The organism is Pseudomonas sp. Marseille-Q7302 (genome assembly GCF_965111925.1).
Genome location: NZ_CBCOPK010000001.1, coordinates 1,592,446 through 1,619,017, shown reverse-complemented (window position 1 = coordinate 1,619,017; position 26,572 = coordinate 1,592,446). Strand labels below are relative to the sequence as shown.

The window sequence follows — 26,572 nt, the reverse complement described above, 5'->3', positions numbered from 1 at the left end:
TAAAGAGATTTCTTAAGAGTCTTGGCTAATCCGTTCATTACACGCAAAATTTTGATGAAACCTATCGCCTCTCCAAGAGAGGTGCTATATGTGCCGCTATTAGAACAAACAGCCACGGCTGACACGATGGCTGACTTTCAACCCAAAGGAGCATTTCTGATGCAAGCGATGAAGTGGAGCATTCTCGCCCTGGCAGTAGCCGCAGGGACCACTCAACTGGCTTTCGCCGACCAGCAGTCCGAGTCCAAGGGCTTTGTCGAAGACAGCAAGCTGACCCTGTTGAACCGCAACTACTACTTCAACCGGGACCTCAAGAACGGCGCCAACGATCGTAGAGACTGGAGCCATGGCTTCCTGCTGAACTACGCATCGGGCTTCACCCAAGGCACCGTCGGTGTCGGTGTGGACGCCTTTGGCTACCTGGGTCTGAAACTGGATGGCGGCCGTGGCCATGTCGGTTCCGGCAACCTGCAGGTTGACAGCGACGGTCGCAACAAGGACGAGTACTCAACCGGTGGCGCCGCCGTCAAGCTGCGCATCTCCAACACCGTCCTGAAGTACGGCAACGTGCAGCCCACCTCCCCGGTCTTCGCCGTGGGTGGCAGCCGCCTGTTCCCGCAGACCGCCACCGGCTTCATGCTGACCAGCGAAGAAATCGACAACCTGTTCCTTGAAGCTGGCCACATCACCGCTGCGCGTGACCGCACCAACACCTACCATGACGGAAATCTGGGTTCGACGTATGCCTCCGGCTTCACGTCCAGCTCAGCTGATTACGTGGGCGGCAAATACAAGATCAACGATCAGCTGAATGCGTCGCTGTATTACGGCCGCATGGAAGATCTGTGGAACCAGTACTACGCCAACGTCAACTTTGTGAAGCCGCTGAGTGCCAACCAGGCGCTGACCTTCGATTTCAACTACTACTACACCAAGGATGCCGGCAGCGCCAAGCTGGGCGACTTCAGTAACAACGCCTACTCGCTGGCCGCCGCCTACAGCGTCGACGCCCACACCTTCACCCTGGCCTACCAAGGCGTGAGCAGCGATGCGCCATTCGACTACGTCGGCGTAGGTGGCAGAAATGGCAATACCGGTAATGGTGGCGACAGTATCTTCCTGGCCAACTCCATCCAGTACTCCGACTTCAACGCCTCTGGCGAGAAGTCCTGGCAGGCTCGCTACGACCTGAACATGGCCACCCTGGGCGTACCCGGCCTGAGCTTCATGGCCCGTTACATCTACGGCCATGATATCGACGCACCCAAGGGCGGCACCGCCTACGCTGGCCTGTATCAGGATGGCGACAAAGAGCGCGAGACCAACGTCGAAGCCAAATACGTCCTGCAAAGCGGCCCGGCCAAGGACCTGTCCTTCCGTGTCCGTCAAGCCTGGCACCGTGGCGACGCCAGCACCGGCGGCACCGTCAACGAGTTCCGCCTGATCACCGAGTACCCGCTGAACATCCTCTGATAGAGGCCAGCGCTTCTCGCACGATCCAGCAGCCCGGCCTTCGCCGGGCTGTTCTTTTCCGGCCTCCGATCAGCACCGCCCGCGTCCCTGTACGCCCTGCCCCACCCCACCGTACAATGCCGGTCCCGTCTCGATGCCGACAGACCGCCTAGCCATGCGTACCAGTCAGTTCCTGCTGTCCACCCTCAAAGAAACCCCTTCCGATGCCGTGGTGATCAGCCACCAGCTGCTGCTGCGCGCCGGCATGATCCGCAAGCTGGCCTCCGGTCTCTATACCTGGCTGCCGCTGGGCCTGCGCGTGCTGCGCAAGGTGGAGGCCGTGGTGCGCGAGGAAATGAACGCCACCGGCGCCCTGGAGGTGCTGATGCCGGCGATCCAGCCCGCCGAGCTGTGGCAGGAATCCGGTCGCTGGGAGCAGTACGGTCCCGAGCTGCTGCGCCTGAAGGATCGCCATCAGCGTGATTTCTGCGTGGGCCCGACCCACGAGGAAGTCATCACCGACCTGATGCGCAACGAGCTGAACAGCTACAAGCAGCTGCCGATTAACCTCTATCAGATCCAGACCAAGTTCCGTGACGAGATCCGTCCGCGCTTCGGCCTGATGCGTGGTCGCGAGTTCGTGATGAAGGATGCCTATTCCTTCCACCTGAACCAGGCGTCGCTGCAGCAAACCTATGACGCCATGTACCAGGCGTACTGCAATGTCTTCAGCCGCCTGGGCCTGAATTTCCGGCCGGTGCAGGCCGACAACGGCTCCATCGGTGGCAGTGGTTCCCATGAATTCCATGTGCTGGCCGGCTCTGGTGAAGACGACATCGCCTTCAGCGACAGCTCCGACTACGCCGCCAACATCGAGAAGGCCGAGGCCCTGCCGCGGGAAACCGCGCGCGGCGCCGCCACCGAGGAGCTGCGTCTGGTAGACACCCCCGACACCAAGACCATCGCCGATCTGGTGGAGAAATTCGGTCTGGCCATCGAGAAGACCGTGAAGACCCTGGTGGTTCGCGGCGCCGAGGAAGGCAAGCTGGTCGCCCTGGTGGTGCGTGGCGATCACGAACTCAATGAAATCAAGGCAGCCAACCTGCCGGAGGTCGCCAGCCCCCTGGTGTTCGCCACCGAACCCGAGATCCGTGCCGCCATTGGCGCCAGCCCCGGCTCCCTGGGTCCGATGAATCTGTCGATTCCCTGCATCATCGATCGCTCGGTCGCCCTGATGAGCGACTTCGGCATCGGCGCCAACCAGGAAGACAAGCACTACTTCGGCGTCAACTGGGAGCGCGATCTGCCGCTGCCCCAGGTCGCCGACCTGCGCAACGTGGTAGCCGGCGATCCGAGCCCGGACGGCCAGGGCACCCTGGTGATCAAGCGCGGTATCGAAGTGGGCCACATCTTCCAGCTGGGCACCAAGTACAGCGAGGCCATGAAGCTGTCGGTCCTGGGCGAAGAAGGCAAACCCGCCGTCCTGGCCATGGGCTGCTACGGTATCGGCGTGTCCCGCGTGGTCGCCGCCGCCATCGAGCAGAACCACGACGAGCGTGGCATCCGCTGGCCGGCCGCCCTGGCGCCCTTCCAGATCGCCCTGGTGCCCATGAAGTACGAAAACGCCGCGGTGAAGGAGGCGACCGACCGCCTCTACGCCGAGCTGAAGGCCGCTGGCTTCGATGTGCTGCTGGACGACCGCGACAAGAAGACCAGCCCTGGCGTGAAGTTCGCCGACATGGAGTTGATCGGCATCCCTCACCGCCTGGTGGTGGGTGAGCGCGGCCTCAATGAAGGCCTGGTCGAGTACAAGGGCCGTACCGACAGCGAAAGCCAGAATGTCGCCCTGGCCGAGATCGTCGGCTTCCTCAAGGCCCGCTAAGGGCTACCGCTCCAGGTCAGGCGTCCGTGCGCCTGACCTGGAAGTCAGTGAAGCCTGCACAGGCCACCTCCTCCAGTTCCACCCCGGTCGCCCGCACCGCTGCCGGCCCCTGCCAGAGCCAGCGCTCCATGCGGGCAAGTGCCTCGAACGAGCCTTCCAGGTGGCACTCCACCCCGCCATCCTTCAGATTCCGTACCCAACCGGTGACGCCCAGTCGCTGTGCCTCCTGCCGGGTGCTCTCGCGGTAGTAGACGCCTTGAACGCGACCGCTGATCAGCCCGTGGCGTGCGGCAACGCTCATCGTCTGGCAGCCCCGCTCTCTTCCAGGGGCGGCGCAACCCGCAACCATTGCGCCACGCTGCCAGCCAGCAGTTCATGACGCTGCGCTTGCAGTCGGGTGAAGGCCTCCTGCAACTGCGGATACCAGTCACCGGGAAAGCGCTCGGCGGGCGGCCAGCAATCCGGTGCGGGAGGTGTCCAGGGGGAACGGTCCAGCAGATCCAGCAGGGCATAGCCGTGCAGGTCGCGGCAGAGTACCCAGTGACCGCTGTCGTTCTGGCACACCAGACGCTCCTGCTGCAGGAACGCCAGCACTGCGTGCCATTCGTGCTCCGGCAGCTTCCAGCCAGCCTGGTGCAACCGCCCCAGGTGCAGACTGGAACCGCTTTGCTGCCGCTCCAGAAAGGCCCGCAGCACGGCGAGCAGGATGAAGAACGCCGGCAGCGGCGCGCGCCGCCAATGATGGGTGGTGGACAGGCTGCACACCACCTCCGCCCCCAGCAGCACGATCAGCCAGCAGACATAGATCCAGACCAGAAACAGCGGCACCGTGGCGAAGGCGCCATAGATCAGCTGGTAGCCGGGAAAATAGAAGACATAGAGACCGAACAGGCTCTTGGCCGCCTCGAACAGCACCCCGGTCAGGGCACCGCCAATCAGCGCATGGCGTAGGGGGACCCGGGTGTTGGGCACAGCGGCGTACATCAAGGTGAAGGCGGCAATGCTGAACAGTAGTGGCGTGACCTTGAGCAGCATCTGCGCACCGGACATACCGTAGGAGCCAAAGACCAGGGCCACCGAGGCCAGGTAGGTGCTCATGGCGAAGCCGGCTCCCAGCAGCAGGGGGCCCAGGCTGAGCACCGCCCAGTAGAGCAGGAAGCTAGAGACCCCGCGCCGCGGAATGCGTACCCGCCAGATGTCGTTGAAGGTCTTTTCCACCGTCACCAGCATGAAGAAGGACGTCACCGCCAAGAGGGCCACGCCCAGCCAGGTCAGGTGACGGGCCTGCTCGATGAAGTTGCGCAGGTATTCCTCCAGGGTCGCCCCGGTGGAGGGCACGAAATTGCGGAAGATGAAGGCCTGGATCTGCACTTCGGTGCCCTGGAAGGCGGGTATCGCCGAGAGCATGGCGAAGGTCACGGTCATCACCGGGACCACGGCGAAGAGCGTGGTGTAGGTCAGGGCCGCGGCGTTGTTGGGCGCGCGATCCTCGATGAAGCGGTCGGCGAGGTAGCGAACGAAGGACAGCAGTTCACGCAAGCGGGCCGGCATTGGCGGTTCCTCGAAAGGCACGGTCAAGGGCTGGCGCGGCAGTCCTCGCCAACCCGCTACAATGGGCATCTTACCTTCTATGGATCAGCCCATGAGTGAAATCGTCCTCTATCACAATCCGCGCTGCTCGAAATCGCGGGCAGCGCTTGAGCTGCTGCAAAGCCGCGAGCTAGCCGTGTCGGTGGTGCCCTACCTGGAGACGCCGCCGGATGCCAGCGCCTTGCGCGAGTTGCTCGGCAAGCTGGGCCTGGAGGCGCGCCAGTTGCTGCGTACCGGTGAGGAGGCCTATCGCGAATTGAACCTGGCCGATCCGGAGCTGGACGAAGACGCCCTGATCGCGGCCATGGCCGCCCATCCCAAGCTGATCGAAAGACCCATCGCCGTGTGCGGCGAACGCGCTGTCGTCGGTCGTCCCCCCGAGCGTGTACTGGAGATCCTGCAATGACCCCCGAAGCCTACGTCCTGGTGCTCTACTACAGCCGCCATGGCGCCACCGCCGAGATGGCTCGCCAGGTTGCACGCGGGGTCGAGATGGCCGGCATGGCCGCGCGCCTGCGTACGGTGCCGGCGGTGTCCGCCGAGTGCGCTGCTGTTGCCCCGGCAGTGCCCGAGCAGGGTGCGGTCTATGCCACCCTCGATGATCTGCGCGACTGCGCTGCACTCGCCCTGGGCAGCCCGACGCGCTACGGCAACATGGCCGCCGCGATGAAGTATTTTCTGGATGGAACCAACAGCCTCTGGCTGACCGGTGCCCTGGTGGACAAGCCCGCCGGCGTCTTCACCTCCACTGCCAGTCTGCACGGTGGTCAGGAGAGCACGCTGCTGTCCATGGCCCTGCCGCTGCTGCATCACGGCATGCTCATCACCGGCCTGCCCTACAGCGAGAGCGCCCTGCTGGAAACCAGGGGGGGCGGTACACCCTATGGCCCGAGTCATTTCGCCGGGGCGGATGGCAAGCGCGCGCTGGACGAACAGGAAACGGCGCTGTGCCGGGCCCTGGGCAAGCGCCTGGCGACCCTGGCGGGTCGCTTGCAGAAGAAGTAGGAGCCGGCGCGGCTACCAGCCCATGATTTCCTTGACGAAGGGAATGGTGAGCTTGCGTCGCGCCTGCAGTGACGCCTGATCCAGACGTTCGAGCATGTCGAACAGGGCGTCCATGCTGCGGGTATTGCGCGAGAGGATGAAGCGGCCGACCTCGTCGGTCAGGTGCAGGCCGCGACGAGAAGCGCGCAGCTGCAAGGCGCGCAGCTTGTCTTCGTCGGACAGGGGTCGCAGCTGGAAGACCAGTGCCAGGGTCAGACGTGACTTAAGATCGGCCAGCTGTACCGGCAGTTGCCGCGGCGAGGCGGTACTGGAGATGAGCAGGCGTTTGCCGGCATCGCGCAGACGGTTGAACAGATGGAAGAGCGCCTCTTCCCAGCGCCGTTGACCGGCCAGTGCATCGAGATCGTCGAGGCAGACCAGTTCGCACTGTTCGAGGTTGTCGAACAACTCCACGCCATAGTCGGCCAGTTCACCCATGGGCAGGTAGATGGCCCGCTCGCCCAGCTCTTCCAGGCGGTGACAGGCCGCCTGCATCAGATGACTGCGGCCGGCACCCGCACCGCCCCACAGATAGATCAGACTTTCCGTCCACCCGGCATCGGCGTCGCAGAGACGCTCGACATAGCCGAGCGCCGCAGCATTGGCGCCAGGGTAGTAATTGACGAAGGTGGCGTCGTCACGCAGACGAATACCCAGGGGCAGCTGTAAAGGCATCATGCCAGCTCGAACGGCTCTTGGCAGTTTCGCGAGGGCGCCAAGTCTAACCAAATCCTGGCCCCCTCGCAGCAGCCGCTTCAGTGTTGGCCGTCTACCCTCACGGCCAACGGAAATACAGGGTGGTACGCGCCGGTTGGGCGGACGGGGCTGGCTGGGCTGCCGGAGCGGTCGGCGTGACGGTGGCGTCCACCGGAGCACCCGGCGTCGCCGGTGCGGGGGACGCGGGGGCGGCCGGCGCGGAAGTCGGCTGCAGACCGGCCAGGCCAAGCTGTGCCTGGAGCTGGTCGGGATTGCCCGTCAGGTCATAGGTCAGCTGGGTACCCTCGACTTTCACCAGGCGGCTCGACAGGGGCTCCAGGACCTTCTGCAGCTGGGCATAGCGCTCGAAGTTGGAGTTGTCGGCGACCAGGGTTAGCGGCTGGGTGGTGCCAGGGCGGGAGACGAACTTCTTCGACAGGCGCCCGGCGACGTCCTGCAGGACGGCTGCGGCCAGGGCGTCCTGGTCGGCTGCCTGGCTGCTGCCCTGCTCGGCAGCGCCGTTGTTCCACAGGCGCCACTGGGCCTGCCAGCCATTACCCTGGGGCTTGGCATGTACCGCCAGCAGTGCATTGGCGCCATAGCGCTCGGAGGCCTGGCGCAAGGCGGTCGGATCGTTGGCGTCGATGTTGGCGGCGGTGCCAGCCAGTTGTTCGTTGAGATCGGCCAGCGGCAGGCGAATCGGCAGGCCGGCGCGCTGGGCACCGCGCTGCACACCGGTGCTGGCGGGTTGGCCGTCACCCAGCAGGGTCGCCCCGCTGTCGGCGTCGTTGAGCCACCAGATCATCACCACCGGACGATTGGCGCCCCACACCGACAGACCCGCCTGGCCCAGGGCGCGCTCGGTGGCGGCCGGGTCGAAGTTGGCCACCAGTACCTCCGGCGGACCGGCGTCATAGCTGTACTGGCTGATCAGGGATTCGGGCGCCGCCAGGGCACTGGCCAGACCCGGGGTCTGGCCGGCTTGGGGATTACCGGTCAGGCGTCCGGCCAGCACCTGCAGGGCGCGCTTGAGGGCGGCATTGCGCTCGTCCGGTTGTTGCGAGGCCACCGGCTCGCGGACCTGGTAGAGGTTGTCCACCACCTCGGCGCGGGCGAGCGGACTCAGGACCAGCAGCGAAGCGAGCAACGGAAGGACGAGACGGCGCATGGCGATTCCATAGAAAGGGCAAGGGGCATACCTTAAAAGCCGCCTGACCCGCGGGCAAGGGTGCGGGAACCCAGGCTGCGAAGAAGCCCGCAGCAGGCCGGCACCGAGCCGGCGAATTCGCAGGCGGTCAGGCTCAGACCACAGGGGGCTGGCCGGGTGCCATCGCCGCCCGGACCGGAGGCCGCGGCGGGCCGCGTGCTTTGGCACGGCTTCTGGTAAAATCGCCCGCCTCATTGCCGGCTGGCGCCAGCCGGCTCGTTTCGCCATTAGCCAAAGGCCAGGATTCATGAGCAAACAACCCCAGCTGAGCTACAAGGACGCCGGTGTAGACATCGACGCCGGTGAGGCTCTGGTAGAACGCATCAAGGGCGTCGCCAAGCGCACCGCCCGCCCGGAAGTCATGGGCGGCCTGGGGGGCTTTGGTGCCCTGTGCGAGATCCCGGCAGGCTATCGCCAGCCGGTACTGGTCTCCGGCACCGACGGCGTCGGCACCAAGCTGCGTCTGGCCATGAACCTGGCCAAGCACGACAGCATCGGCATCGACCTGGTGGCCATGTGCGTCAACGACCTGGTGGTCTGCGGCGCCGAACCGCTGTTCTTCCTCGACTACTACGCCACCGGCAAGCTCAATGTCGACGTCGCCGCCCAGGTGGTGACCGGCATCGGCACCGGTTGCGAACAGGCTGGCTGCTCCCTGGTGGGTGGCGAGACCGCCGAGATGCCCGGCATGTACGAAGGCGAAGACTACGACCTGGCCGGCTTCTGCGTCGGCGTGGTGGAAAAGTCCGAGATCATCGACGGTTCCAAGGTCGCCACCGGCGACGCCCTGATCGCCCTGCCCTCCTCCGGCCCGCACTCCAACGGCTATTCGCTGATCCGCAAGATCATCGAGGTAGCCGGCGCCGACATCGAGAACATCCAGCTCGACGGCCAGCCGCTGACCGAACTGCTGATGGCGCCCACCCGCATCTATGTGAAGCCGCTGCTCAAGCTGATCAAGGAGACCGGTGCGGTCAAGGCCATGGCCCACATCACCGGCGGCGGTCTGCTGGACAACATCCCGCGCGTGCTGCCCGAGGGTGCCCAGGCGGTGGTGGACGTGGCCAGCTGGCAGCGTCCGGCGGTGTTCGACTGGCTGCAGCAGCAGGGCAACGTCGATGAGACCGAGATGCACCGTGTACTGAATTGCGGTGTCGGCATGGTCATCTGCGTGGCCCAGGATCAGGTAGAAGGCGCCCTGCAGGTGCTGCGTGCCGAGGGCGAGCAGCCCTGGGTGATCGGCCGTATCGAGCAGGCCGCCGAGGGCGCCGACCAGGTCGTACTGAACAATCTGAAACAGCACGGATGAGCCCTGCCGACTGCGCCGTGGTGGTGCTCATCTCCGGCCACGGCAGCAACCTGCAAGCTCTGATCGACGCCGCGACGCCGCCCGTGCGGATCGCGGCGGTGATCGCCAACCGCGCCGAGGCCTATGGCCTGGAGCGGGCTCGTCAGGCGGGGATCGCCACCCAGGTGATCGACCACCGCGAGCATGGCGATCGCGATAGCTTCGATGCGGCCCTGGCGGCCGCCATCGACGCTCAGGGCGCCGACTTGGTGGTCCTGGCCGGCTTCATGCGCATCCTCACGCCGACCTTCGTGCGGCGCTACCAGGGCCGCCTGCTCAATATCCATCCCTCGCTGCTGCCGCAGTACAAGGGGCTGCATACCCATCAACGGGCCCTCGACGCTGGAGATGCCTGGCATGGCTGCAGCGTGCACTTCGTCACCGAAGAACTGGATGGCGGTCCCGTCGTCCTGCAGTCACGGGTGCCGGTCCTGGCGGAAGATACGGCGGAGAGCCTGGCGACACGGGTACACGCCGCCGAGCACCTCCTTTACCCTGTGGCGGTGCGGTTGTTCGCCGAACGTCGTCTGCGGCTAGGTACCCTGGGTGCCGAGCTCGATGGCCAGGCGCTGCCGCCTACCGGGGCCACGCTGCCGTCGATGACGGTGGCGGCCTCCCTTTCCTGATCCAAGGAGAAACTGATGCGACGTCTGTTGTTCCTATTGGCCACCCTCTGCAGTGCCTCGGCCTTCGCCTTCGACCTGCAGCCCTTCACGGCCAGCTACACCGCCGACTGGAAGCAGATGCCGGTCAGCGGCTCCGCCGAACGCTCGCTGGAGAAAGAAGCCGATGGCCGCTGGGAGCTGAAGTTCGAAGCCTCCATGCTGGTCGCCGGCCTCAATGAGTCCAGCACCTTCCGCCGCGAGGGCGAAGCCTTCCTGCCTGATACCTACCAGTACAAGCGCAGCGGATTGGGCAAGAGCCGCGAGAGCGAACTGACCTTCGACTGGGCCGCCAAGAAGGTTACCGGCAAGGACAAGGACGATCCGGTCAGCCTGACCCTGGATCGTGGTCTGCTGGACAAGTCGACCTACCAGCTCAAGCTGCAGCAGGACGTCGCCGACGGCAAGAAGAGCATGAGCTACCAGATCGTCGACGGTGACAGCATCGACACCTATGACTTCCGCGTCATCGGTCCGGAGCGCATCCGCACTCCGCTAGGTCTGTTCGATGCCATCAAGGTGGAGCGCGTGCGTGATCCCACCAAGAGCAGCCGCAAGACCGAACTGTGGTTCGCCAAGGATTGGGACTACCTGCTGGTGCGTCTCTACCAGCAGGAGAGCGACGGCAAGGAATACCAGACCAGCCTCAAGGAAGGCTCGGTCAACGGGCGCACGGTGAAAGGCGCCAACTGATCCTGGTCGCAATGATGACGCCCTCTTCGGAGGGCGTTTTCTTTTGTGGCGCGCTGGTGGGTGCGATAGTGCCTTTCGTGCTGGGCTTGCGAATAGCTTGGGGAGGTTGCTCTTCCCCTCAGGTGACCTACGGGCTTTCGATAAGCTTCTATCGCGGCCATGGGCCGCTCCTACAAAGCCGACGAGTCAGTAGGAGCGGCCCATGGCCGCGATCAAAAAGACGGCAGCGGCCGTGTGCAAGGGGCAGCCGTAGGAAGGACTGCGAGGTCTATCGCTTCAACACCATCGGCATGAGCGAATGCAGATGGTGTCCGTACGCCAGACAACCTCGGACGCGACAGATTGTCGCAGAAGTTGTAACGACTTGTTGCCGAGATACGCCTTGGTCCTGAAGCGAAACGCTCTAGTATGGGCTTCAAGCCCTGCCGTAGTGCGGGCTCGACCAAGGAGATATAACATGACCATTACCGTAACCGAACGTGACGAAGACCATATGTCCCGCGAAGCCCGTGGCCTGGGCATGCATCTGTGGGACGTGAAACAGGAAGGGGAATTGGTCGGTGTCTACCAGAGCGAAGCGGATGCCCTGGAGTACAAAGAGCAAATCGAACATGACGGCGCGTCGCACGCCGAGTGATCGAATAGCGGTTTACTGACTGCCTGAAAAAGGCCCGTCTCTTGGAGGCGGGCCTTTTTCGTTACCGGAGCTTGGGTGTTGGGCTTCGCCGCGGTCAGCGCCAACCTACGGTAGCCTCACCATAGGTTGAGTTGAGACGGCTCCATCGTCGAAGCCCAACAGCGTGGACACAGCACGACATTTCGGGCTTCGCTGCGCTCAGCGCCAACCTACGGTAGCCTCCGTAGGTTGGGTTGAGACGGCCCCATCGTCGAAGCCCAACGCAGCGGACTCGACCGCAAAGCGTCGGGTTTCGTCACGCTGCACCCCTCTACAGCCGAGCCTAGTGCAGCAGCTCGTCGGCGAAGACCTTGTCCAGGGTGATGGGCAGATCCCGCACCCGCTTGCCGGTGGCGTGGAAGATGGCGTTAGCGATGGCCGGCGCTACGCCGACGATGCCGATCTCGCCGATGCCCTTGGCGCCCAGCGGATTGACGATCTCGTCGTGTTCCTCGACGAAGATCACGTCCAGCTGATGAACATCGGCCTGCACCGGGAAGTGGTACTCGGCGAGGCTGTGATTCATCCAGCGGCCTTCGGTGGTGTCCATCATCCCCTCTTCCTGCAGGCCCATGCCAATGCCCCAGACGATGCCACCGGCCACCTGGTTCTCGCCGGTCTTGAGATTGAGGATACGGCCTGCGGCTACGGCCGTGACCACGCGGCTGACCTGAACGCTGCCGAAGTCCTCGTCCACCTTGACCTCAACGAACACCGCCGAGTGGGTACCGGTGGCGTAGTTGTCGCGCTCTTCTGCCGGCTCGGCGCTGGCCAGGGTCTCCATGGACGCCGAACCGGACGCCTTGAGGATGGCGGTGAAGTCGACGCGCTGGGCAGGATCGGTCTTGAGGCTGATGCCGCCGTCGGCGAATACCACCTGCTCCAGTTCGGCCTTGGCCAGCGGCGAGTCGTCCATCTCCTTGGCCGCATCCAGCAGTTGCTGGCGCAACTGGTCGCAGGCCAGCTTCACGGCGGTGCCTACCGAAGACACGGTAAAGGAACCGCCTTCGAGGGGGGCCTTGGGCAGGGTGGAATCGCCTAGCTTGAAGGTCACCTTGTCCAGCGGCAGCCCGAGGTTCTCGGCAGCGATCTGGGTCATCACCGTATAGGTACCGGTGCCGATATCGGCCGTGGCACTGGCCACCACCAGACTGCCGTCGATGTTCATCACGGCCTTGGCCGTGGCCGGTTGCTGCATGGCCTCCCAGACCCCGGTCGCCATGCCCCAGCCGACCAGTTGATTGCCATCACGCATGGAACGTGGCGCCATGCTGCGCTGCTCCCAGCCGAAACGCTCGGCGGCCTGGCGATAGCATTCCAGCAGTTCCTTGCTGGAGTAGGGTTTGTCCTTGGCCGGATCGACATCGGTGAAGTTGCGGATGCGCAGCTCCAGCGGATCGATGTCGGCGGCATAGGCCAGTTCGTCCATGGCACTTTCCAGCGCATAGACGCCCAGTACGGCGCCCGGTGCGCGCATGTCCAGCGGGGTGTAGACGTCCAGCGCAGCCAGCTGGTAGGCCAGCTTGACGTTGGGGCAGGCATAGAGCGACGCCGACCAGACCAGCACCATCTCGGTGAAGTCTTCGAAGCGCGAGGTGATGCCCAGGGCGCTGTGGTCGATGGCCTGCAGCTTGCCGTCGCTGTCGCAGGCCAGCTTGACCTGCTGATAGGTCTCGGGGCGATAGCCGAAGGTGAACATCTGCTGGCGCGTCAGGGTGACCCGTACCGAGCGCTTGAGCTGCAAGGCGGCCATGGTCGCCAGGACCAGCTGGTACTGCGGACGCAGGCCGGAACCAAAGGCGCCGCCAACGAAGGGCGAGATGACCTTCACGTCGCCTTCGCCCAGACCGAAGATGCTGCTGACGAACTGGGCGCTGTTCTGCACGCCCTGGGTCTTGTCGTGCACCGTCAGCTTGCCGTCCTTGTGGTAGATGACCGTCGAGGCGTGCATCTCCATGGGGTTATGGAATTCCGCCGCGGAGTGGTATTCGGCTTCGATACGAGTGGGCGCCGCGGCCCAGGCTGCCGGGGCGTTACCACGATTTTCCGGCAGTTCCATGGGCGCTTCGTGGGCCTGATCGCGGGCCTGGGCCAGGTCGGTGGCGTGCTCCTCTTCGCTGTATTGGGCACGGATCAGCGAGGCGGCGTGGCGCGCGGCCTCGAAGGTGTCAGCCACTACCAACGCGATGGGCTGGCCACTGTAGAGGATGCGGTCGTTGTACAGCGGCCGAAAGGGCTTGCCATCGGCCGCGTCCATGTCGGTGTAGCTTTCGTCATAGCTGGCCATCTTGGGTCGATTGAGGTGGCTGAGCACCTCGACGACACCCGGCTGGGCCAGGGCTTCGCTGACATCCAGATCGAGCAAACGCCCCTTGGTGATGGTGGCGTTGACCACGAAGCCAAAGGCCAGATCCGGCACGCTGAATTCGCCGGCATAGAGGGCCTTACCGGTGACCTTGAGCGGACCATCGACGCGGGGAACGGCTTTTTGCAGATGGACGACGGTCATTGCAGGGTACCTCCGGCGGCTTCGGTAAGGGCGCGGACGATGGCGCGCCGGGCCAGTTCGATCTTGAAGCTGTTGTGGGCGAAGCCTTCGGCGCCTTGCAGCAGGCGATCGGCCAGTTGACCGAAGGCCGCCTTGTCCGCGACCTGGCCAACCAGAGCCTGCTCGGCCTCCGGCAGGCGCCAGGGCTTATGGGCCACGCCACCCAGGGCGACACGCACCTGCTTGATGCGCTCGCCGTCCAGCTCCAGGGCTGCCGCCACCGAGACCAGGGCGAAGGCATAGGAGGCGCGGTCGCGAATCTTCAGGTAGGCGCTGTGGGCAGCCAGGCTTTCCGCCGGCAGGGTCACGGCGGTAATGAGTTCGTCGGCCTCAAGGTTGGTGTCGCGCTCCGGGGTGTCGCCGGGCAGGCGGTGGAAATCGGCGAAGTCGATGACGCGATCACCCTGGGGCCCGCTTACCTCGACCTTGGCCTGTAGGGCGGCCAGGGCCACGCACATGTCCGAGGGGTGAGTGGCGATGCACTGCTCGCTGTGGCCCAGGATGGCATGGATGCGATTCTGCCCCTCGCGGGCACCGCAGCCGGAGCCGGGCTCACGCTTGTTGCAGGGCGTGCCCACGTCATAAAAGTAGTAGCAGCGGGTGCGCTGCAAGAGGTTGCCACCGGTAGAGGCCATGTTGCGCAGCTGCGGTGAGGCGCCGGCGAGGATGGCCTTGGCCAGTAGCGGGTAACGACGCTGCACCTCGGGGTGATAGGCCACCTCGGCATTCTTTATCAGGGCGCCGATGCGCAGGCCACCTTCGGGGGTTGCCTCGACCTCACGCAAGGGCAGGCCGTTGACGTCGATCAGTTGCGTGGGACGTTCGACGTTTTCCTTCATCAGGTCCAGCAGGTTGGTACCCCCGGCGATGAAATGGGTCTGGGGCCCATGCTGGCGGATGGCGTCGGGCACGGCGTTGGGCTTGGCATAACCGAAGCGGTTCATTCGCGGCCCTCCCCTTGCTGGCAGGCCGGACGCGCGCGCTCGATGGCGGCGCGGATGTTGCGATAGGCGCCGCAACGGCAGAGGTTACCGCTCATCTGCTCGGCTACCTCGGCCTCACTCTGGGCATGGCCTTCCTTGAGCATGCCGATGGCCGAACAGATCTGGCCAGGGGTGCAATAGCCACATTGGAAGGCGTCTTCGGCGACGAAGGCTTCCTGCATGGGGTGCAGCTGGTCGCCCTGGGCCAAGCCTTCGATGGTGGTGACCTCGGCGCCATCCTGCATGACCGCCAGGGCCAGGCAGCTATTGATGCGGGTACCGTTGACCAGCACCGTGCAGGCACCGCATTGACCGTGATCGCAGCCCTTCTTGGTGCCGGTCAGGTCGAGGTGATCGCGCAGGAGATCGAGCAGGGTGGTCCAGGGCTCGACGGCCAGTTGCAACTGCTTGCCGTTGAGGGTCAGGGCGATGGTATGGGACTCGGGTTCGGCCAGGGGCTGAACCTGGCGCGCGGGGGTGGCGTTCATGGCGGACCTCACGGTTAAAGCCGCGGGGTGCAGGTGCCCCCGTGGTCGGAATAGGCGGTGGCAGCGAAAGGCCACCTCAGGTAAGGGACCGACGCCGACCGGAAGCGGTTCAGCACCCCTGCCCAGTGGTATTCAACGTCACGTTGAGGTCTGCTCAGCGAAGCGGTCCGAGGCGCCAGCCAGAGCCCTTTTCCGCCGCCTGGACACATCCGGTATGGCGACCTTGTCCGATGGTGCGCCAGCGCCCTGAACCCCCTTGGCGGCACGGTAGTCATCAGAACTCCCGTGATATGCCCCCAACGATGAGAATCCAACCATGGCTTCCGACTCCGATGCTCGCTGGCGCCTGTCGCGGCGCCAGTTCCTCGGCACCTCCGCGGTGCTGGTGGCGACCAGCGCCATTCCCGGCTACACCTTTGCCCAGGCCAGCGGTGGCGCGCCCCTGACACCCCAGGCCATCGCTGCCCGCCTGCCGCAGCTGCTGCCGCTGACGCTGCAGATCAATGGCGAGGCGCGCCGGCTCAAGGTCGACAGCCGCACCACCCTGCTCGATGCCCTGCGCGAGAACCTGCACCTGACCGGCACCAAGAAAGGCTGCGATCATGGCCAGTGCGGCGCCTGCACGGTGCTGGTGAACGGTCAGCGCATCAACAGCTGCCTGAGCCTGGCCGCCATGCATGAAGGCGACGCCATCACCACCATCGAGGGCCTGGGCAATGCCGAGCGCCTGCATCCCATGCAAGCCGCCTTCCTGGCCAAGGACGGCTTCCAGTGCGGCTATTGCACGCCTGGGCAGATCTGCTCGGCGGTGGCCTTGCTCGACGAGGTCAAGGCCGGCATGCCCAGCCATGTCTCGGCGCGCCTCGATGGCCCCATGCGGCTGAGCGAGGAAGAGATCCGCGAGCGCATGAGTGGCAACCTCTGTCGCTGCAGCGCCTATCCCAACATCGTCGCGGCCATCCAGATGGCGGGGGGCCAGGCATGAGAGTCTTCGACTATCGGCGTGTCCAGAACGAGGCCGACGCCAGCCGCCAGGGCGTCCAGGCCGGCAGCCGCTTCATCGCCGGGGGCACCAATCTGCTGGACCTGATGAAGCTGGAGATCGAGACGCCCAGCCAGGTGCTGGACATCAATCGCCTGGCGCTGGATCAGATCCGCGCCACCGAGGACGGCGGCCTGCGCATCGGTACCCTGGTGCGCAATTCCACCCTGGCTGCCGATGCGCGGGTACGGGAGCGCTATCCGGTGCTGTCGCGCGCCCTGCTGGCCGGCGCCTCGGCGCAGCTACGCAACAAGGCCACCACCGGTGGCAATCTGCTGCAGCGCACCCGCTGCTCCTACTTCTACAACACTGCGATGCCCTGCAATAAACGCCAGCCCGGCAGTGGCTGTGCGGCCCTGGGCGGCTTCAATCGGATGAACGCGGTGCTCGGCGCCAGCGACCAGTGCATCGCCGTACACCCCTCCGACATGGCGGTAGCCATGCGCGTACTGGACGCCACGGTGGAGACCCGCGAAGCCAATGGCCGCATCCGGCGCATCCCCCTCGCCGACTTCCATCGCCTGCCCGGTGACACCCCGCAGATCGAAACGGTGCTGCAACCCGGCGAACTCATCACCGCCGTGACCCTGCCACCGCCACCGCCTGGTATCCAGGTGTATCGCAAGGTGCGCGACCGTGCCTCCTATGCCTTCGCCCTGGTGTCCATGGCGGCCATCGTCGAGTTCGACGGCACGCGCATCCGCAGCGGTCGCGCCGCCTTCGGCGGTCTGGCGCACAAACCCTGGCGCGTGGCGGCGGCCGATCAGGCCTTTGCCGGCCAGGCGGCGGACGGTGACCTGGCCGGGGTGGGCGATGCCCTGCTCGCCGGCGCCCGTGGCTATGGCCACAACGACTTCAAACTCGAGCTGACCCGCCGCGTCCTGCGCGCTGGCGTGGCCGATGCTCGTCAACAGGCCTGAGGACAGCAGCATGGAAATGAACGAACCCGTTGGCCGCAACCTGATCGACGAGAATCGCAGCGGCCTGATCGGCAAGCCCATCGATCGCGTCGACGGCATGCTCAAGGTCACCGGCCAGGCGCCCTACAGCTTCGAGTTTCGCAATGATCGCGTGGCCTATGGCTTCATCGTCGGGGCTACCATCGCCAAGGGCCGCATCGCTCGACTGGACACCTCCGCCGCCGAAAGCGCGCCGGGCGTGCTCAACGTCCTGACCTACCGCAACGCCCCGCGCCAAGCGGCTCGCGAGCCAGACAACAACAGCCGCTTCAGCCGGCCCAAGCCCTACCTGGACAGCGATCAGGTGCGTTACTTCGGCGAACCGGTGGCCTTCGTGGTGGCCGAGACCTTCGAGGAGGCACGCCTGGCGGCGGCCCTGGTGGAGATCGACTACGCCGCCGAACCGGGCGCCTTCGATCTGGCCGCCAACCTCGGCCAGGCGGTGAAGCCACCGGATGGCGACCAGCCCACCGACACCGCCTCGGGCGATGTCGACGCCGCCTTCGCCCGGGCACCGGTCAAGCTCGACGAGCGCTATACCACGCCCTACCACATCCATGCGCAGATGGAGCCCCACGCCAGCCTCGCCCAGTGGGACGGCGACCGGGTGACCATCTACTGCTCCACCCAGTTCGTCGAGCAGGCGCAAAGTTGCGTGGCCAATACCTTGCAACTGCCCAAGGAGAACGTCCGCATCGTGGCGCGCTACATCGGCGGCGGTTTCGGCGGCAAGCTGCCGATCTATGCCGATGCCCTGATCGGCGCTATGGCCGCCCGGGCTATCGGCCGACCGGTCAAGGTCACCCTCACCCGCCAGCAGATGTTCCAGATCACCGACCACCGTTCGGCCACCGTGCAACGGATCCGCCTGGGCGCCGACCGCGATGGCCGCCTTCTGGCCATGGCCCACGAGGGCTGGTCGCACTCGGCCCGCGGCCTCACCTACTACGAACCCACGGGGCTGTCCTCGCGCACCCTCTATGCCGGCGACGATCGCCTGGTGGCGCACCGCATGGTCGAACTGGACCTGCCCGAATCCGGCTCCTGCCGCGCGCCTGGCGAAGCCGTGGGCATGCTCGCCAGCGAAAGCGCCATGGACGAATTGGCCGCGATGCTCGATCTCGATCCCATCGAGCTGCGCCTGCGCAACGAGCCCAGCCAGGACCCGGAAAAGCACATCCCCTTCTCCGCCCGCAAGCTGGTGGACTGCATGCAGGACGGCGCCCGCCGCTTTGGCTGGAACAAGCGCAGTGCCAAGCCCGGCCAGATGCGCGACGGCGACTGGCTGATCGGGATGGGCATGGCCGCGGCCAGTCGCGCCAACATGCTCAGGCCCTCCCAGGCCGGCGTGCGGCTGGAAGCCGATGGCACGGCCACGGTCAAGACCTCCATGACCGACATCGGCACCGGGACCTACACCATCCTGGCGCAGATCGCCGGCGAGTCGCTCGGGCTGCCGGTGGAGCGGGTCAAGGTCCTGCTGGGAGACAGCGACGACCCCGCGGGTGCGGGCTCCGGTGGCTCCTTTGGCGCGGCCAGTTCCGGCTCCTCGGTGTATGTCGCCTGTGAGAACCTGCGCCTGAAGGCCGCAGAGGCGGCCGGGCTGGATCCGGCCAGTGCCCGCTTCGTCGGCGGGCGGCTGATTGCCGACAACGGCAGTCGCGACCTTGCCGAGCTGGCCCGGGAACACGATCTCCAGGCCATCGGCGAGATCAAGCCGGGGCAGACCCTCAAGGACTATTCCCAGCAGGCCTACGGCGCTTTCTTCGCTGAAGTCGGGGTGCACGCCATCACCGGCGAGATCCGTCTACGGCGCATGCTCGGGGTGTTCGCCGCCGGCCGCATCCTCAACGAGAAGACCGCCCACTCGCAGATGCTGGGCGGCATGATCTGGGGCGTTGGCAGCGCGCTGCACGAAGAGGGGGTGATCGATACCCGCCATGGCCACTTCGTCAACCACGACCTGGCCGACTACCACTACCCCTGTCACCTGGACATCCCCGCCATCGAGGCCCACTTCCTGCCGGAGCTGGACGCCAAGGCCAATCCGCTGAAGATCAAGGGCGTGGGTGAGTTGGGCATCTGCGGTGCCGGCGCATCCCTTGCCAATGCCGTCTACAACGCCTGCAGGGTGCGCATCCGCGACTATCCGCTGACGGTGGACAAGGTGCTGGCCGGACTCAAGACGGCCTAGTGGCAGGCGGCGCGTTCTTCAGCGCGCCGCCTTCGCTCCTGAGCGCGTCGCCAGGAGCACTCCGCCGATGGCGATCACCATGGCGACCCAGGCCAGCGGCGGCAGGGTTTCGCCGAGCAGCAGCCAGGCGGTAAGGGCCGCGCCCGGCGGGACGCAGAAGAACAGCGCGCTGACCCGTGCCGCCTCGCCAGCGCGAATCATCCACACCAGCAGGCTGATGGCCAGCAACGAATTGGCCAGCACCAGATAGGCCAGGGCGCCGATGAAGGCGGGCGCCCAGTGCACCGGCGTGTGCTCGAACAGCAGCGCCAGAGGTGCGCAGCAGAGCAGCCCGACACTGTACTGCACCAGGTTATTGGTGACCGGATGCTGGGCGACACCCAGGCGTTTCTCGTAGAGCACCGCGCTGGTCATGCCCAGCAAGGCGCCTACCGCCAGGCAGATGCCGGAAAGGGTTTCCACGGCGACGCTGGCACGCGCCAGGATCACCCCGATCGCGCCCAGCAGGCCCAGGGCGAGGCCCAGCCACTGTAGCGGTGCCACCCGCTCGCCTACCAGCAAGGGCGCGCCCAAGGCGACCAGGATCGGCTGCAGTGACGCCACCATGGCGACCACGTTGGCCGAGGCGCCCATCACCAGGGCACCGTAGCTCATGCCGAAATAGACCCCCTGGATCAGGAAGCCCACCACCGCCAGATTCGCCCACTCCCGGCGCGTGCGCGGCAAGGGCGGACGCAGGATCAGAAAGGCGACCAACAGCACGCTGAACGCCAACCCATACCGCATCGCCAGGAGGGTGAAGGGCGGTGCATAGGCCAGGCCCACCTTGGAGACGGCGAAACCGGCGGACCACAGGGCCAGGAACACCAGCGGGATGAGGCGCAACAGCCAAGGGTGGGTGGAGGTAGCAGGCATCGGATTCTCGGGACCAGGCGAGTCAGCGGGGGGCCGTTCGCGAGCGGGAAGGATAGCTGACGATCAGCAGACCGCAGAGCACCAGGGCCGCACCGACGAGAAAACCTGCCCCGAGTGTCTCGCCCAGCAGCCAGACCCCCATCAGCACCCCGAACAGGGGCGTCAGAAGGGTCAGCACCCCCAGCGGGGCAGCGCGATAGCGACTGAGCAGCACGAACCAGCCCAGCAGACTGATGCCGGCGACGATGAACACCTGGAACGCCAGACTCGACCAGGCCAGGGAGTCGAGTCCCGCCAGGTTCAGCCGCTTGCCCAGTGGCAGGGCCAGCGCCAGCAGCACGACTCCAGTCACCCCAAGCTGATAGAACAGGGTGCGCAAGGGCGGCGCCTCGGCCAGAGCGCTGCGGCGGATCAGCACCGTGGTAGCCCCCCAGCAGGCGCCACCGACCAGGCCGATCAGATCGCCTTGCCAGCTCGCCCCACCGCTTGGCTGGCCGATCAGGAAGGCGCAGACCACGCCGACACCCGCCAATACGACGCCCAACCACTGACGCAACGACAGTCGCTCGCCCGGTACCAACCAGTGCAGGCCACAGGCGGCGAACAGCGGCGCCGTGTAGATGAACACCACCATGTGCGCAGCGCTGGTGTAGTTCAGGCCCACCGCCATGCACAGGAACTCCATGGCGAACAACGAACCGGCGAGCAGGCCGGGAACCAGGGTCTGGTCCCGGCCCAGACAGCGGATGCCGCGCCAGCGTGCCAGGCCATAGAGCAACCCGGCCGCCAGCAGCGAGCGCCAGCCGATCTGCAGCAACGGGTCGACCTGTTCGGCGATGGCCTTGATCGCCGTCTGTTGCAGGCCCCAGACCAGGCAAAGCACCAGCATCACCAGCACGGCGGGGAGATCGAGCTCCTTGCGCATGAGCGTCGCTCCACGAATAAGTGAGCCTGAATGGTGAAGGCGGCTGAACAGGTCGGACAAACGATGTTTAATGGGCGTCAGGCTCAGGAAAACTAAGGCTGTCATGACCATCGCCCTCCCCCTCAATGCCCTGCGTGCCTTCGCGGCGGCTGCCCGGCATGAGCATTTCGCCAAGGCGGCAGCCGAGCTGCATGTCACCGCCGGGGCTATCAGTCGGCAGATCCGCCTCCTGGAGGACGAACTGGGGCAGACCCTGTTCGAGCGCCTGCCCCAGGGGGTACGGCTCACCGAGCCGGGTCGGAACCTGGCCGCGGAGATCGCGCCCCACCTCGACGGCCTGACACGCGCCGTCGCCCGGGCACGGGTCAAGAGCAGCGTTCTGACCGTCAGTGCGCCACCCACCTTCGGCCAGGAATGGCTGCTGCCGCGCCTGGAAGACTTCCAGCGCCAGCATCCGGATATCGAGGTCTTCCTCGATGCTTCGTCCGCTATCGTGCCGCTGGGCACCGAGGGAGGTGCCCAGGCGGCGATCCGCTATGGCCGTGGCGACTGGCAGGATGGCGAGATCCGCCTGCTGCTGCGCGAGTGGATCTTTCCGGTCTGCAGTCCCGCGCTGATCCCAGCGCCCCTGACGGAGCCCGCCGCGCTACTGGACTATCCCCTGTTGCACGCCGAATGGCCCGGTGGTTGGCGGTCGGGTCGCCCCAGCAGCCGCTTCAACGCCTGGCAGGACTGGTTCACCAGCCAGGCCGTCAGCCTTGGCGGCAATCTGCGCGGACCGCGCTATTCGCTCAGTGGCATGGCCCTGCAACAGGCGGCCGCCGGCAAGGGCGTGGCGCTCGGCGGCTGTGTGCTGGCCCAGCGCCTGCTGGCCAGTGGCGCCCTGGTGCGGCCGCTGCCGGACCGATTCAATCAGCTGTCGCCCCAGGCCTACTTCCTGGTACTGCCCCGGGGTACGGTGGACGCGCCGGTGCAGCGCTGGGTGACCTGGCTGCTGGAGCAGATCCGCGCCTTCCGTGACATCCAGGGCGAGCAGCCGGAAACCAACGGCGCCTGGTGAGCGGCTCGCGCTTGCGGCAGTCTAGGGGGACTGCCTCCTGGATAACTGTCCTTCATGCCTGTCTCCCGCCTGCTCTTGCTCCTGCTCGCACTCCCGCTTACCCGCGTGGCGCTCGCCGCCGAACCCACGCCCGTCGCCTGCGATCGTCAGGGGAACGAGGCCCAGTTGGCCGCCTGCGCAGCCGACGACCTGGCGGCGGCCGAGGCCCGTCTGGCTGACGTCTATGGTCGGCGGCTGGCAGCCACCTCTCCCACGCAACGACCTGCCTTCGAACGCCTGCAGCAGCTCTGGCAGGCCGACCGGGCACCCCGCTGCACGACCGCCACCCGCGGTTTCAGCGGCCCCATGCAGCAGCTGCAGTATCTGAGCTGTCTGAAGTCCGTGACCCTGCTGCGTCTGGACGATCTGCAACGGCAACTGCCGCGACGCGACTGACGTTTCGTCGCCGCCGCTGCTGTCCGGCGCCAGGACTCACTATCATGGCGCCCCGCTGTTGGAGTTCGAGATGTACGAGCGTTATCTGCCCCTGCTGGTCCTGGCCGGACTGCTGCTGCTCGGGGCATCCTGGTGGTGGCAGCGTCAGCGCCAGGCGGCCTTTCCCTATCGCCAGGTCGAAGCCCTTTTCACCCCTGCCGAAAAGGCCTTTCTCGCCGTGCTCGACGAAGCCGTGGGCGATGACTACCGGGTGTTCGGCAAGGTCCGCATCGCCGATGTGGTCCAGACCCTGCCGCTGCGCGACCGGCGCCGCTACCTGGTCGCGCAGAACCGCATCAACTGCAAGCACTTCGACTTCGCCATCTGCCGCCGCGACGACCTCGCCGTGCACGCCGTGGTCGAGCTCAATGACCGTTCGCACCTGCAGCGCCACCGCCAGCAGCGTGACCGCTTCGTCCGCGCGGTATGCGAGGCCGCCCAGTTACGCCTGGTGGAGATTCCGGCGGCGGCGCGCTATTCGGCCAGTGCCGTGCGCGATGCCGTCTTCGGGGGCCGTCGCCCACGCGCCCGGGCGGCTGCCCCGAGCCAGGCGCTGGCGCCGGAATGCCCCGAATGCCAGGCGCCCATGGTTCGCCGCCGCGCCCGCAGCGGTCGCCACCAGGGCCGGGAATTCTGGGCCTGCTCGAATTATCCGGACTGCCGCGCCCTGCTCGACATCGACGACTGACCAGAGACCCTGCCCATGAGCTACCCCACCACCCCGGACGGACGCTACTTCGCGGTCAGGGGTCGACTCTGGCGCTGTACCGATCCCAGCCTGCCAGCTGAACGCCGTGAGACGCTGACCCACCAGCTGATGGACGCCCGCCGCCAGGTGGGTACCGCCAAGCGCCAGGGCGACGACGCGGCCCTGCGTCAGGCCCGTGCGGCGGTGGACGAGGCCAAGCGGGCCCTGGGGGAACGCGGCCCGGTCTGGTGGACCGATGGCGCTCCCGATTACAACCGCCGGATGGCGAAGAACACCCCTTATTCCGACTGGTATCAGCAGCTGCCGGCCGAGCCGAATGTTTCCTGACCCGGTCCGGGCGGCGTAAGGTGAACAGCTGACTCTTTCTGCGAGCATCGCTCTTGCGTATCCGTCCTGCCTTCGTTACCGACCTGGCCGCCATCTGCACCCTGGCCGAACAACTCGCCGAGCAGCATCACCAGCAGGCCCCGGCGACCTTTGCCCGGCCCTCCGGTGGTTGGCGCGACCAGGATTACTGGGCCGCCCAGCTGGAGCCCGAGGATGGCGTCCTGTTCGTCGCCGAGGCAGAGGACGCCCTGGTGGGTTTCGTCACCGCGCGGCTGTCCGATACCGGTTCAATTTCCTTTCTGCAGCCCCTCATCCTCTGCCGCATCGGCACTCTGGTGGTCGCCACCAGCCACCAGCGCCAGGGAGTGGGGGCGCGGCTGCTGGAAGCCGTGGAAGCCTGGGCCCGGGACAACGGCGTCGACGAGCTGCGGCTGGAAGTCATGGAGTTCAACCGTGAGGCCCAGGCCTTCTATGCCCGGCAGGACTTCCAGGGCCAGTCGCGGATACTGGCCAAGTCGTTGCGGTAGGAGTCGGCGCCAGCGCATCGCGGCCATGGGCCGCTCCTACGGTCAAGGCGAGGCGGTAGAAGCGTGAGTGGCCAGACCCCGTAGGTTGGTGCTGAGCGCAGCGAAGCCCAACATGACCGGATCGAGACTCTGCCGTTGGGCTTCGACGATGGAGCCGTCTCAACCCAACCTACGTCGCGTGGCCAGCACGGGCACCGTAGGTTGGCGCCGAGCGCAGCGAAGCCCAACATGGCCGGACCGAGACTCTGCCGTTGGGCTTCGACGATGGAGCCGTCTCAACCCAACCTACGTCGCGTGGCCAACACAGGTGCCGTAGGTTGGCGCTGAGCGCAGCGAAGCCCGACATTACCGGATCTAAGCCCCGCTATGAGCCGTCGACGCGGACTCTACACACTCTCCCGGCTCACCAGCTCGAATCCCAGGTCCACGCAGGTCGGTTGACTGCGACCATCGAGCAGTCCCAGCAACAGGGTCGCGGCCTGGCGCCCTACCGCGGCTCGCGGAGTCTGGATGGAGGACAGCCGGGGCACCGTGTGCGCCGAGCCGGGCAGGTCGTTGAAGCCCAGCACCGAGATCCGCTCGGGAATGGCGATGCCCAGACGCTGCGCCTCGAACAGGGCGCCCTGGGCCAGGTCGTCATTGCAGAAGAACAGGCCGTCGACATCCGGTCGCTGCGCCAGCAGGTCGCGGAATTGCCGGGCGCCCAATCCCACGGACGACGGCTGCGGATTCAATACGTCCAGGTCCGGGTCGTAGCACCCCGCTTCGCGCAGCACCTCGCGAAAACCTTCGCCCCGCGCCAGGGCCCGGGGATCGAGCTGCGCGGCCACGTAGCCCAGGCGCTTACGCCCCGCCGCCAGCAGATGCCGCGCGGCCGCCGCACCGGCCGCGTGCTGGGAGAAGCCGACGCTGGGTGTCGCGCCGGCCGGATCCAGCTCCATCATGTGTACCCGTGGCACCCCACTGGCCGCCAGCAGCTGGCGGGCGGCGTCGGTGCGATCGAAGCCGGTCAGCAGCAGGCCCCTGGGCTGATAGGCCAGGTAGTTGCGGATCAGCTTTTCCTCTTCCGCGGGATCGTAGTGATAGTTGCCGATCAGCACCTCCAGGCCGCGCGGATGCAGGACCTCGTGAATGGCCTCCAGCGGTTCGATGAACAGGTGGTTGGACAGCGACGGCACCAGCACCACCACCGAATGCCCCTGGGCCGAGGCCAGGGCACGGGCGGCCGGATTGGTGACATAACCGAGGCGCGCGGCCGCCTCCTGCACGCGGGTGACCAGCTCGGGCGCCACGGTGGCGACCCCGCGCAAGACACGGGAAGCGGTGATGGGAGAAACGCCGGCCTGCAGCGCAACCTCGGTGAGGGTGGGCCGACCGGAACTACGAGAACCCGTTCGATTCATTGTTGTGGTTTCAGGCTTGTCAGAGACGGAGAACGCGCCTAAGGTAGCGCTGTCTCAGCAGACACTACAAGCCTGATGCGCCCTGCCGGAGCACGTCGGCATTCGGCCCAACAAGATCGACAAGAACTGGAAGCCGCTACCTTTTTCATTTTTCGGGGTAGCGCTGTCTCCAGACCGGAGGTGACGATGAACACTCCCATTCCCGCGCTGGTGGTCATGGGCGTCGCAGGCTGCGGCAAGAGCAGCGTCGGCGCAGCCATCGCCGAGCAGGACGAGGGCCGCCTGATCGAAGGCGACGCCTTTCACCCACCGGCCAACATCGCCAAGATGAGCGCTGGCATCCCCCTCGACGACAACGACCGCGCCGGCTGGCTGACTCGCCTGGGCGAAGAACTGGCCGCCGCCGTGGCCGCGGGCGAACGTCCCGTGCTCACTTGCTCTGCACTCAAGCGTCGCTATCGCGACCAGCTGCGCCAGGCGGTACCCGGCCTGGGCTTCGTCTTCCTCGAACTGACCCGCGAGACCGCTGCCCAGCGCGTCGCCAATCGCCCGGGACACTTCATGCCCGCCAGCCTGATCGACAGCCAGTTCGCCGCCCTGGAAGCACCCCACGGTGAACCGGCTACGCTGGTAGTGGATGCACGCGACACCCTGCCCGCCATCGGTACCCAGGTATCGGCCTGGTGGAACACCTCGACTCGCCTGGCCCAGCCGGCCTGACGAGACAGCGCTACCTACTTCAACCACCCCCAACGCCCACAACAACAA

The 26,572-nt window shown here is 66.0% G+C and carries 27 protein-coding genes; 17 read left to right on the top strand and 10 right to left on the bottom strand.

The genetic code is table 11. From position 1 onward, the window contains the following. Positions 1–159 precede the first annotated feature (159 nt). Both ACWPW1_RS07430 and ACWPW1_RS07425 read left to right on the top strand, forming a co-directional pair. A complete protein-coding gene (locus ACWPW1_RS07430) occupies positions 160–1,473 on the top strand; it encodes an OprD family porin (RefSeq protein WP_454252679.1) in 1,314 nt (437 codons plus the stop codon). Between the two features lie 154 nt (positions 1,474–1,627). Beyond that, positions 1,628–3,334 carry a proline--tRNA ligase gene (locus ACWPW1_RS07425; RefSeq protein ID WP_454252678.1) on the top strand — a complete coding sequence of 569 codons (1,707 nt, stop codon included), beginning with the start codon at positions 1,628–1,630 and terminating at the stop codon, positions 3,332–3,334. Positions 3,335–3,350: 16 nt separating this feature from the next. On the opposite strand, the gene ACWPW1_RS07420 is transcribed toward ACWPW1_RS07425, so the two are convergent. Then, on the bottom strand, positions 3,351–3,635 hold the full coding sequence (locus ACWPW1_RS07420) for an acylphosphatase (protein ID WP_454252677.1): 285 nt from the start codon (positions 3,633–3,635) through the stop codon (positions 3,351–3,353). Continuing rightward, the gene (locus ACWPW1_RS07415; RefSeq protein WP_454252676.1) at positions 3,632–4,885 is read right to left on the bottom strand and encodes a YihY family inner membrane protein; all 1,254 of its coding nucleotides are present in this window, start codon (positions 4,883–4,885) and stop codon (positions 3,632–3,634) included. Before ACWPW1_RS07415 ends, ACWPW1_RS07420 begins: the two co-directional genes overlap by 4 nt. Before the next feature lie 91 nt (positions 4,886–4,976). Here ACWPW1_RS07415 and arsC point away from each other — a divergent pair, with 91 nt between their 5' ends. Then, positions 4,977–5,330 carry an arsenate reductase (glutaredoxin) gene (arsC, locus tag ACWPW1_RS07410; RefSeq protein ID WP_454252675.1) on the top strand — a complete coding sequence of 118 codons (354 nt, stop codon included), beginning with the start codon at positions 4,977–4,979 and terminating at the stop codon, positions 5,328–5,330. Next, positions 5,327–5,929, top strand: coding sequence for an NAD(P)H:quinone oxidoreductase (wrbA, locus tag ACWPW1_RS07405; RefSeq protein ID WP_133859719.1), 603 nt, complete (start codon positions 5,327–5,329; stop codon positions 5,927–5,929). Before arsC ends, wrbA begins: the two co-directional genes overlap by 4 nt. A gap of 12 nt (positions 5,930–5,941) precedes the next feature. Here wrbA and hda read toward each other — a convergent pair whose 3' ends face one another. After that, the gene (hda, locus tag ACWPW1_RS07400) at positions 5,942–6,646 is read right to left on the bottom strand and encodes a DnaA regulatory inactivator Hda (protein ID WP_017638945.1); all 705 of its coding nucleotides are present in this window, start codon (positions 6,644–6,646) and stop codon (positions 5,942–5,944) included. A gap of 97 nt (positions 6,647–6,743) precedes the next feature. After that, the gene (locus ACWPW1_RS07395) at positions 6,744–7,832 is read right to left on the bottom strand and encodes a DUF2066 domain-containing protein (protein WP_454252674.1); all 1,089 of its coding nucleotides are present in this window, start codon (positions 7,830–7,832) and stop codon (positions 6,744–6,746) included. Positions 7,833–8,118: 286 nt separating this feature from the next. On the opposite strand from ACWPW1_RS07395, the gene purM reads away from it, so the two are divergent. From purM to ACWPW1_RS07375, 4 genes are all read left to right on the top strand, one after another. Beyond that, positions 8,119–9,180, top strand: a complete 1,062-nt coding sequence (purM, locus tag ACWPW1_RS07390) for a phosphoribosylformylglycinamidine cyclo-ligase (RefSeq protein WP_059314147.1) — start codon at positions 8,119–8,121, stop codon at positions 9,178–9,180. Continuing rightward, positions 9,177–9,845 (top strand): phosphoribosylglycinamide formyltransferase, encoded by a 669-nt coding sequence (gene purN / locus ACWPW1_RS07385; RefSeq protein WP_454252673.1) that lies wholly within the window; start codon positions 9,177–9,179, stop codon positions 9,843–9,845. Before purM ends, purN begins: the two co-directional genes overlap by 4 nt. A gap of 15 nt (positions 9,846–9,860) precedes the next feature. Continuing rightward, a complete protein-coding gene (locus tag ACWPW1_RS07380) occupies positions 9,861–10,574 on the top strand; it encodes a DUF3108 domain-containing protein (RefSeq protein WP_059314145.1) in 714 nt (237 codons plus the stop codon). Positions 10,575–11,031: 457 nt separating this feature from the next. Next, positions 11,032–11,211 carry a hypothetical protein gene (locus ACWPW1_RS07375; protein WP_017638952.1) on the top strand — a complete coding sequence of 60 codons (180 nt, stop codon included), beginning with the start codon at positions 11,032–11,034 and terminating at the stop codon, positions 11,209–11,211. A 322-nt stretch (positions 11,212–11,533) separates the two neighbouring features. Here the strand turns inward: ACWPW1_RS07375 and ACWPW1_RS07370 are convergent, their stop codons facing one another. The 3 genes from ACWPW1_RS07370 to ACWPW1_RS07360 are packed head-to-tail and all read right to left on the bottom strand — an operon-like array spanning position 11,534 to position 15,269. Beyond that, positions 11,534–13,759, bottom strand: coding sequence for a xanthine dehydrogenase family protein molybdopterin-binding subunit (locus ACWPW1_RS07370; protein WP_059314144.1), 2,226 nt, complete (start codon positions 13,757–13,759; stop codon positions 11,534–11,536). Beyond that, a complete protein-coding gene (locus tag ACWPW1_RS07365) occupies positions 13,756–14,742 on the bottom strand; it encodes an FAD binding domain-containing protein (RefSeq protein WP_454252672.1) in 987 nt (328 codons plus the stop codon). Before ACWPW1_RS07365 ends, ACWPW1_RS07370 begins: the two co-directional genes overlap by 4 nt. Further along, positions 14,739–15,269, bottom strand: coding sequence for a (2Fe-2S)-binding protein (locus tag ACWPW1_RS07360; RefSeq protein ID WP_059314142.1), 531 nt, complete (start codon positions 15,267–15,269; stop codon positions 14,739–14,741). The genes ACWPW1_RS07365 and ACWPW1_RS07360 overlap by 4 nt, the downstream gene beginning before the upstream one ends. A gap of 316 nt (positions 15,270–15,585) precedes the next feature. On the opposite strand from ACWPW1_RS07360, the gene paoA reads away from it, so the two are divergent. Genes paoA through ACWPW1_RS07345 form a run of 3 tightly spaced genes read left to right on the top strand, consistent with a single transcriptional unit; the run spans position 15,586 to position 19,464 of the window. Further along, positions 15,586–16,254 (top strand): aldehyde dehydrogenase iron-sulfur subunit PaoA, encoded by a 669-nt coding sequence (gene paoA, locus ACWPW1_RS07355; protein ID WP_323149626.1) that lies wholly within the window; start codon positions 15,586–15,588, stop codon positions 16,252–16,254. After that, positions 16,251–17,231, top strand: coding sequence for an FAD binding domain-containing protein (locus ACWPW1_RS07350; RefSeq protein ID WP_454252671.1), 981 nt, complete (start codon positions 16,251–16,253; stop codon positions 17,229–17,231). The genes paoA and ACWPW1_RS07350 overlap by 4 nt, the downstream gene beginning before the upstream one ends. Positions 17,232–17,241: 10 nt before the next feature. Then, positions 17,242–19,464, top strand: coding sequence for a xanthine dehydrogenase family protein molybdopterin-binding subunit (locus tag ACWPW1_RS07345; RefSeq protein WP_454252670.1), 2,223 nt, complete (start codon positions 17,242–17,244; stop codon positions 19,462–19,464). An 18-nt stretch (positions 19,465–19,482) separates the two neighbouring features. On the opposite strand, the gene ACWPW1_RS07340 is transcribed toward ACWPW1_RS07345, so the two are convergent. Both ACWPW1_RS07340 and ACWPW1_RS07335 read right to left on the bottom strand, forming a co-directional pair. Further along, the gene (locus tag ACWPW1_RS07340) at positions 19,483–20,379 is read right to left on the bottom strand and encodes a DMT family transporter (RefSeq protein ID WP_454252669.1); all 897 of its coding nucleotides are present in this window, start codon (positions 20,377–20,379) and stop codon (positions 19,483–19,485) included. A gap of 22 nt (positions 20,380–20,401) precedes the next feature. Continuing rightward, positions 20,402–21,304, bottom strand: a complete 903-nt coding sequence (locus ACWPW1_RS07335) for a DMT family transporter (RefSeq protein ID WP_454252668.1) — start codon at positions 21,302–21,304, stop codon at positions 20,402–20,404. 103 nt (positions 21,305–21,407) lie between these two features. Here ACWPW1_RS07335 and ACWPW1_RS07330 point away from each other — a divergent pair, with 103 nt between their 5' ends. The 5 genes from ACWPW1_RS07330 (at position 21,408) to ACWPW1_RS07310 (ending at position 24,401) form a co-directional block, all read left to right on the top strand. Further along, a complete protein-coding gene (locus ACWPW1_RS07330) occupies positions 21,408–22,364 on the top strand; it encodes a LysR substrate-binding domain-containing protein (RefSeq protein ID WP_454252667.1) in 957 nt (318 codons plus the stop codon). Positions 22,365–22,418: 54 nt separating this feature from the next. After that, positions 22,419–22,799 carry a lysozyme inhibitor LprI family protein gene (locus tag ACWPW1_RS07325; protein WP_434776103.1) on the top strand — a complete coding sequence of 127 codons (381 nt, stop codon included), beginning with the start codon at positions 22,419–22,421 and terminating at the stop codon, positions 22,797–22,799. Between the two features lie 70 nt (positions 22,800–22,869). Beyond that, entirely contained in the window at positions 22,870–23,526 is a 657-nt protein-coding gene (locus ACWPW1_RS07320) for a DUF2726 domain-containing protein (RefSeq protein ID WP_434776102.1), read from the top strand. Positions 23,527–23,541: 15 nt separating this feature from the next. Next, entirely contained in the window at positions 23,542–23,874 is a 333-nt protein-coding gene (locus ACWPW1_RS07315) for a hypothetical protein (protein ID WP_434776101.1), read from the top strand. A gap of 53 nt (positions 23,875–23,927) precedes the next feature. Beyond that, the gene (locus ACWPW1_RS07310) at positions 23,928–24,401 is read left to right on the top strand and encodes an N-acetyltransferase family protein (protein WP_454252666.1); all 474 of its coding nucleotides are present in this window, start codon (positions 23,928–23,930) and stop codon (positions 24,399–24,401) included. 386 nt (positions 24,402–24,787) lie between these two features. On the opposite strand, the gene ACWPW1_RS07305 is transcribed toward ACWPW1_RS07310, so the two are convergent. Further along, the gene (locus ACWPW1_RS07305) at positions 24,788–25,804 is read right to left on the bottom strand and encodes an HTH-type transcriptional regulator GntR (protein WP_434776099.1); all 1,017 of its coding nucleotides are present in this window, start codon (positions 25,802–25,804) and stop codon (positions 24,788–24,790) included. A gap of 186 nt (positions 25,805–25,990) precedes the next feature. Here ACWPW1_RS07305 and ACWPW1_RS07300 point away from each other — a divergent pair, with 186 nt between their 5' ends. Then, positions 25,991–26,524: a gluconokinase gene (locus tag ACWPW1_RS07300; RefSeq protein ID WP_059314130.1), complete on the top strand. Its 534-nt coding sequence runs from the start codon at positions 25,991–25,993 to the stop codon at positions 26,522–26,524. Positions 26,525–26,572: the final 48 nt, after the last annotated feature.

Coding starts and splice junctions, on each gene's coding strand:
- ACWPW1_RS07425 (WP_454252678.1), top strand. CDS start 1,628: ATGCGTACCAGTCAGTTCCTGCTGTCCACCCTCAAAGAAACCCCTTCC.
- ACWPW1_RS07325 (WP_434776103.1), top strand. CDS start 22,419: ATGCCTGTCTCCCGCCTGCTCTTGCTCCTGCTCGCACTCCCGCTTACC.
- ACWPW1_RS07380 (WP_059314145.1), top strand. CDS start 9,861: ATGCGACGTCTGTTGTTCCTATTGGCCACCCTCTGCAGTGCCTCGGCC.
- arsC (WP_454252675.1), top strand. CDS start 4,977: ATGAGTGAAATCGTCCTCTATCACAATCCGCGCTGCTCGAAATCGCGG.
- ACWPW1_RS07350 (WP_454252671.1), top strand. CDS start 16,251: ATGAGAGTCTTCGACTATCGGCGTGTCCAGAACGAGGCCGACGCCAGC.
- ACWPW1_RS07330 (WP_454252667.1), top strand. CDS start 21,408: ATGACCATCGCCCTCCCCCTCAATGCCCTGCGTGCCTTCGCGGCGGCT.
- purM (WP_059314147.1), top strand. CDS start 8,119: ATGAGCAAACAACCCCAGCTGAGCTACAAGGACGCCGGTGTAGACATC.
- ACWPW1_RS07420 (WP_454252677.1), bottom strand. CDS start 3,635: ATGAGCGTTGCCGCACGCCACGGGCTGATCAGCGGTCGCGTTCAAGGC.
- ACWPW1_RS07395 (WP_454252674.1), bottom strand. CDS start 7,832: ATGCGCCGTCTCGTCCTTCCGTTGCTCGCTTCGCTGCTGGTCCTGAGT.
- hda (WP_017638945.1), bottom strand. CDS start 6,646: ATGATGCCTTTACAGCTGCCCCTGGGTATTCGTCTGCGTGACGACGCC.
- ACWPW1_RS07345 (WP_454252670.1), top strand. CDS start 17,242: ATGGAAATGAACGAACCCGTTGGCCGCAACCTGATCGACGAGAATCGC.
- purN (WP_454252673.1), top strand. CDS start 9,177: ATGAGCCCTGCCGACTGCGCCGTGGTGGTGCTCATCTCCGGCCACGGC.
- ACWPW1_RS07430 (WP_454252679.1), top strand. CDS start 160: ATGCAAGCGATGAAGTGGAGCATTCTCGCCCTGGCAGTAGCCGCAGGG.
- ACWPW1_RS07300 (WP_059314130.1), top strand. CDS start 25,991: ATGAACACTCCCATTCCCGCGCTGGTGGTCATGGGCGTCGCAGGCTGC.
- ACWPW1_RS07375 (WP_017638952.1), top strand. CDS start 11,032: ATGACCATTACCGTAACCGAACGTGACGAAGACCATATGTCCCGCGAA.
- ACWPW1_RS07335 (WP_454252668.1), bottom strand. CDS start 21,304: ATGCGCAAGGAGCTCGATCTCCCCGCCGTGCTGGTGATGCTGGTGCTT.
- ACWPW1_RS07370 (WP_059314144.1), bottom strand. CDS start 13,759: ATGACCGTCGTCCATCTGCAAAAAGCCGTTCCCCGCGTCGATGGTCCG.
- ACWPW1_RS07365 (WP_454252672.1), bottom strand. CDS start 14,742: ATGAACCGCTTCGGTTATGCCAAGCCCAACGCCGTGCCCGACGCCATC.
- wrbA (WP_133859719.1), top strand. CDS start 5,327: ATGACCCCCGAAGCCTACGTCCTGGTGCTCTACTACAGCCGCCATGGC.
- paoA (WP_323149626.1), top strand. CDS start 15,586: ATGGCTTCCGACTCCGATGCTCGCTGGCGCCTGTCGCGGCGCCAGTTC.
- ACWPW1_RS07320 (WP_434776102.1), top strand. CDS start 22,870: ATGTACGAGCGTTATCTGCCCCTGCTGGTCCTGGCCGGACTGCTGCTG.
- ACWPW1_RS07415 (WP_454252676.1), bottom strand. CDS start 4,885: ATGCCGGCCCGCTTGCGTGAACTGCTGTCCTTCGTTCGCTACCTCGCC.
- ACWPW1_RS07305 (WP_434776099.1), bottom strand. CDS start 25,804: ATGAATCGAACGGGTTCTCGTAGTTCCGGTCGGCCCACCCTCACCGAG.
- ACWPW1_RS07340 (WP_454252669.1), bottom strand. CDS start 20,379: ATGCCTGCTACCTCCACCCACCCTTGGCTGTTGCGCCTCATCCCGCTG.
- ACWPW1_RS07360 (WP_059314142.1), bottom strand. CDS start 15,269: ATGAACGCCACCCCCGCGCGCCAGGTTCAGCCCCTGGCCGAACCCGAG.
- ACWPW1_RS07315 (WP_434776101.1), top strand. CDS start 23,542: ATGAGCTACCCCACCACCCCGGACGGACGCTACTTCGCGGTCAGGGGT.